The 4,343-nt window shown below is 70.6% G+C and carries 5 protein-coding genes and 1 pseudogene; 3 read left to right on the top strand and 3 right to left on the bottom strand.

The features are described from left to right. Positions 1-260 (bottom strand): annotated as a pseudogene (locus tag AB0M20_RS29430) (aminoglycoside phosphotransferase family protein); the annotation flags it as partial. A 159-nt stretch (positions 261-419) separates the two neighbouring features. On the opposite strand from AB0M20_RS29430, the gene AB0M20_RS29425 reads away from it, so the two are divergent. Genes AB0M20_RS29425 through AB0M20_RS29415 form a run of 3 tightly spaced genes read left to right on the top strand, consistent with a single transcriptional unit; the run spans position 420 to position 2,685 of the window. Next, positions 420-815 carry a GntR family transcriptional regulator gene (locus AB0M20_RS29425; protein WP_364303569.1) on the top strand — a complete coding sequence of 132 codons (396 nt, stop codon included), beginning with the start codon at positions 420-422 and terminating at the stop codon, positions 813-815. Beyond that, the gene (locus AB0M20_RS29420) at positions 812-1,711 is read left to right on the top strand and encodes an ABC transporter ATP-binding protein (protein WP_364303568.1); all 900 of its coding nucleotides are present in this window, start codon (positions 812-814) and stop codon (positions 1,709-1,711) included. The genes AB0M20_RS29425 and AB0M20_RS29420 overlap by 4 nt, the downstream gene beginning before the upstream one ends. Then, entirely contained in the window at positions 1,708-2,685 is a 978-nt protein-coding gene (locus tag AB0M20_RS29415; RefSeq protein WP_364303567.1) for an ABC transporter permease subunit, read from the top strand. Before AB0M20_RS29420 ends, AB0M20_RS29415 begins: the two co-directional genes overlap by 4 nt. A 4-nt stretch (positions 2,686-2,689) precedes the next feature. On the opposite strand, the gene AB0M20_RS29410 is transcribed toward AB0M20_RS29415, so the two are convergent. After that, positions 2,690-3,595: a hypothetical protein gene (locus AB0M20_RS29410; protein ID WP_364303566.1), complete on the bottom strand. Its 906-nt coding sequence runs from the start codon at positions 3,593-3,595 to the stop codon at positions 2,690-2,692. 101 nt (positions 3,596-3,696) lie between these two features. Beyond that, on the bottom strand, positions 3,697-4,343 hold a 647-nt coding region (locus tag AB0M20_RS29405; RefSeq protein ID WP_364303565.1), incomplete at its 5' end, for a GAP family protein.

Genomic DNA, 4,343 nt, shown 5'->3' with positions numbered 1-4,343 from the left:
GCCGCGGCCCACGCCGCCGGCGATGCGGGCGACGGCTCGCCGAGCCGCCCGAGGGCCGTCCCGGGCACGGCGGCGATCGCGAGCGCCGGCGGCTTGCGCCACAGCACTTCGGGTGTCGGGACCGGCGCCAAGGCCATCGCCTCGACCTCGACCTCGGTCCGCGTCGGATGGGCGTCGACCTTCAGAAACACATCACCGGCGCGCAGCGTCACCCGCTCGGAGTGGGCGACGACCACGTCGATCTTTTCCACGCGGGCCATCCTTGCCGGTCGCGACCACCGGGCGCACCGCATTTACGGCAGTGCGGTGTGACGAGTGACCGGTGGCTACCTCCTCTGACCGACCTGGGGGCGCGTCGGCTGCCTTGACCGCCAACTCGCTGCTTTACTATGGTACTAGCAAAGCAGTAAGGAGCTACCGTGTTCGTCTTCCGGCTCGACACCCACTCCGGCGTGCCGCCGTACCTGCAACTCGTCCAGCAGGTCCGCCAGGCGGTGCTGCTGGGCTTCCTCCAACCCGGTGACCGCCTCCCGCTCATCCGCGAGGTGGTCGAGGACCTGGCGATCAATCCGAACACCGTCGCCAAGGCGTACCGGCAGATGGAGCAGGAGAACCTGGTCACCGGCCGGCCCGGCCAGGGCACGTTCGTCAATGAACAGCAGTCGGCCGCGATGTCGCCATCGACGTACACGTCGCTGCGCCGCGGCCTGGCGACCTGGCTGCGCCGCGCCCACGCGGCCGGCCTCGACGAGCAGGCGGTCAACGCGCTTTTTACTTCCGTCCACCAGCAGACGAGGAATGAGGACGTGGCGTGACAGCGACCGAGTTCGCGCTGCGCACCGACGGTGTGGGCAAGCGGTACCGGAAGGGCTGGGCGCTGCGCGACTGCACCCTGGCCCTGCCGGCGGGCGGCGTGATCGCCCTGGTCGGGCCGAACGGCGCGGGCAAGACCACGCTGCTGCGCCTGGTCGTCGGGTTGCTGGCGCCGAGCACCGGCACGGTGGAGGTCCTCGGCCACGACGTCACCGCCAGCACCCCGCAAACTCTGTCCCGGGTCGGGTTCCTGGCCCAGGACCATCCGCTGTACAAGCGCTTCACCGTCGCCGAGATGCTCCGCTTCGGCCGGGCCTGCAACCTGCGGTTCGACCAAGGGCTGGCCGAGCGCCGGCTGGCGAAGCTCGGCATCCCGCTCGACCGCAGGGCCGGTACGCTCTCCGGCGGTCAGCAGGCCCAGGTCGCGTTGGCTCTGGCCCTGGCGAAGCGGCCGGACCTGCTCGTCCTCGACGAGCCGGTGGCCAGCCTCGACCCGCTGGCCCGGCACGAGTTCCTGCAGGTCCTCATGGGCGCGGTGGCCGAAGGCGGGGTGACCGTCCTGTTCTCCTCCCACGTCGTGCACGAGCTGGAGCGCGTCTGCGACCACCTGGTCGTGCTCAACCACGGCCGGGTCACGCTCACCGGTGACATCGACACCCTCCTCGCCGAGCACCGGCTGCTCGTCGGCCCGCGCACGGCCACCGACCTCGACCGGGCCGGCGCCGTCGTTGAGGCCGTCCACAGCGACCGGCACACGACCCTGCTGGTACGCGACGGCGCGATCCCGGCCGCGCCCGGTTGGCAGGCCCAACCGGTCGCGCTGGAGGACCTGGTGCTGGCGTACCTGCGCCGGCCGTCCGAGCCGAGCGCCGCGGTCACGTCGGGGGTGGCGGCATGACGTGGTTGATCTGGCGCCAGCACCGGACCGAGGTCTGCGTCCTGGGTCTGCTGGTCGGCGTGTTCGGCATTGCCCTGCTCGTGCTCGGGACGCAGGCCCACGACCTGTTCCCCGGCGGTCCCGCCCGGTGTGCGGGAGAGGCCGGTGCCAACGAGGCCTGCGCGGCCTCCTTCCGCCGGCTCGACGAGGAGTACGGGTACATCGAGAACCTCCTGGCGGGCTTCTATCTGGTCCCCGTCGTCATCGGTGCGTTCCTCGGCGCGCCGTTGCTCGCGCGCGAACTGGAGGACGGCACCTGGCAGCTCGCCTGGACGCAGGCCGTGCCGCGGATGCGCTGGCTGGCGGCCAAGCTCGCGGCACTGGCCGGCGTCACCGTCACGCTCACCGGGATGTTCACCGCGGTACTCACCTGGTTCCGTCAGCCATTCGACGCGTGGGAAGGGCGGTTCCAGTACGACGCCTTCGACGTGGAGGGACTTGTTCCGGTGGCGTACGCGCTGTTCGCGTTCGGCGTCGCCACCGCCGCGGGGGCGATCCTGCGGCGCAGCCTGCCCGCGTTCGGCGTCGCGATCGGGGCGTTCCTCGCTGCCCGGATGCCGGTGGCGCTGTTGGCCCGTCCCGCGTACGCCACGCCGCTCACCGCCATGGAGCCGGTCGGAGTCGGCGGCTCGCAGGACCAGGCGGGGCACCGGCCCGTGTCCAGCTTCGCTGACTGGACGATCGAGAACGGCTACGCAGACGCCACCGGTCGCAGGCTGAGCTGGACCGAGTACTACGGGCTGGAGGACGCCGCCAACCGGGCCGGCACCAACCTCAACCAGTTCCTGCACGCGCGGGGCATCCAGCAGTTCGGGGTCTACCACCCGGCCGACCGGTTCTGGACGTTCCAGCTCATCGAGGCGGCCCTGTTCGTCGCCGCCGCGGCGGTCCTGATCGGTGTGGTGGTGTGGCGGGTACGGCGCCGCATGATTTAGAGATCTAGGACTTCAGGTGCCGGTTGAGGAAGTCGACGATGACCGCCAGTGCTTCCTTCTGAACGTCGTCGATCCGCACGACCCCGTCGGCGCCGGTCTCGGGGTAGATGTAGCCGTGGATGTCGTGACTCCAGGACCGCCACTCCGCGTCGGCGCGCTTCTCGGCCAGCAGCTCGTAGGTGAGCCGGAAGATGCCCTGGAGCTCGTCCTGCTCGCGGCCGAGGACCAGCACCGGGATGTCGACGCCGTCGAGTCGCCGGGAGACCTCGTCCGGGTCGGTGATCCGGGCGCGGGCACGCTCGATGCTGCGTACCTCGAGCTTCTCGATGTTCCGCAGTCCGTCGGTGACCTTGACCGTCGGGGCGTCGTCGAGCCGGAGCGTCAGCAGCTCGTGCGAGGCCGGTTCGGCCGCCACGCCCGCCCGGAGCAGACCCCGGTACTGCGACAACAGCTTGAACAGCATCTCGCCGGCATGGCTGACGCCGAGGTGGAACAGCCGATCGGCGTCGATGAGCGGATGACGGGCCACGTGCCGGAGGACCGCGACCTCGTCCTCGTACTCCAATGGGGCCCGGCTCATCAGCTCCATGCCCTGCCGGATGTCGGTTCGCAGCGCTCCCCCGGTCTGGTAGCCCAGCTCGACCTCGGTGCGGTAGCGGCTCCAGGCGCAGGCGTAGCCGGCGTCGAGGAGCACGTCGGTGATGTGCCGGAAGCGGTGCACCCGGTCGTGCAGCCAGGCGAGCCCACCGCCGCCGTTGCCGTAGGCGATGAAGACGAACGGATGCGGGCCGTCGCCCGCGGGCAGGCGCAGGGCGTACGGCGTGTACAGCCCGTCGAGGGTCTCGGCCAGGAAGTAGTGCGCGGGCCGGTCGGAGCCGGCGAGCGTCTCGGTCCGCACCGGGTCATCCATGGCCGCCCTCATTTCACGGGTCGCGCGAAACACCTCGGATCCGAACGCTAGATCAGCTGGCAAACGATTGCAACAAACGATTGCAGCGCTGGAACCGAGGATCATGCCAGTGCGGCGATGGTGAACACGCCGGCGGCTGCGACGAGGTAGCCCGCCGCGATGGGTACGCTGCGCGGCTGTTTCTTCTCCGCGCCGAGCCGCTCGTAGAGGCTGCCGAGGCGTCGGCGGACCCGATCGCCGCGGGCGGCGCCGGCGATGAGCAGCAACAGGCACGGCAGGCAGTAGATCAGCGCGTACCCGGCGATGATCACCAGTGAACGGGTGGTGCCGAGGTCAGCGTTGACGATCCGTTCGATGGCGATGAAGTACGGGAAGGCGTTGGGCAGATCCGCACCGGTCATCACCAGTCCGAGCACGGCGGCGCTCGTCGGATTGACCCAGCCGGGCACGGTGACCGCCGGGCGGATCCGTGGGCGCAACCGACGCAGCCCGGCCACGGCCAACCCCACCGCCGCCACCGTGAACGCGATCCGGCGTACCCAGATCAGGCCGTTGCCGACAGCGTCGGCGGCGACATCGGCGCCGATGTACACGGCGGTTCCGAGCGCGAGGACCGTCAGGTACGCACCGGTGACGAATCCTGCCGCCGCCCGGACGGGATGCGCCATGGGGGCGAGCAGCAGCAGCGCCACGCCGGCAATCGTCGCGGGATTCAGCGCGTCGAGCAGGGCCAGACCGGCGACACCGG

Source organism: Actinoplanes sp. NPDC051633 (assembly GCF_040681735.1).
GTDB lineage: Bacteria > Actinomycetota > Actinomycetes > Mycobacteriales > Micromonosporaceae > Actinoplanes.
Note: the sequence above shows the minus strand (reverse complement) of the source record. Positions and strands in the feature narration are given on the sequence as shown.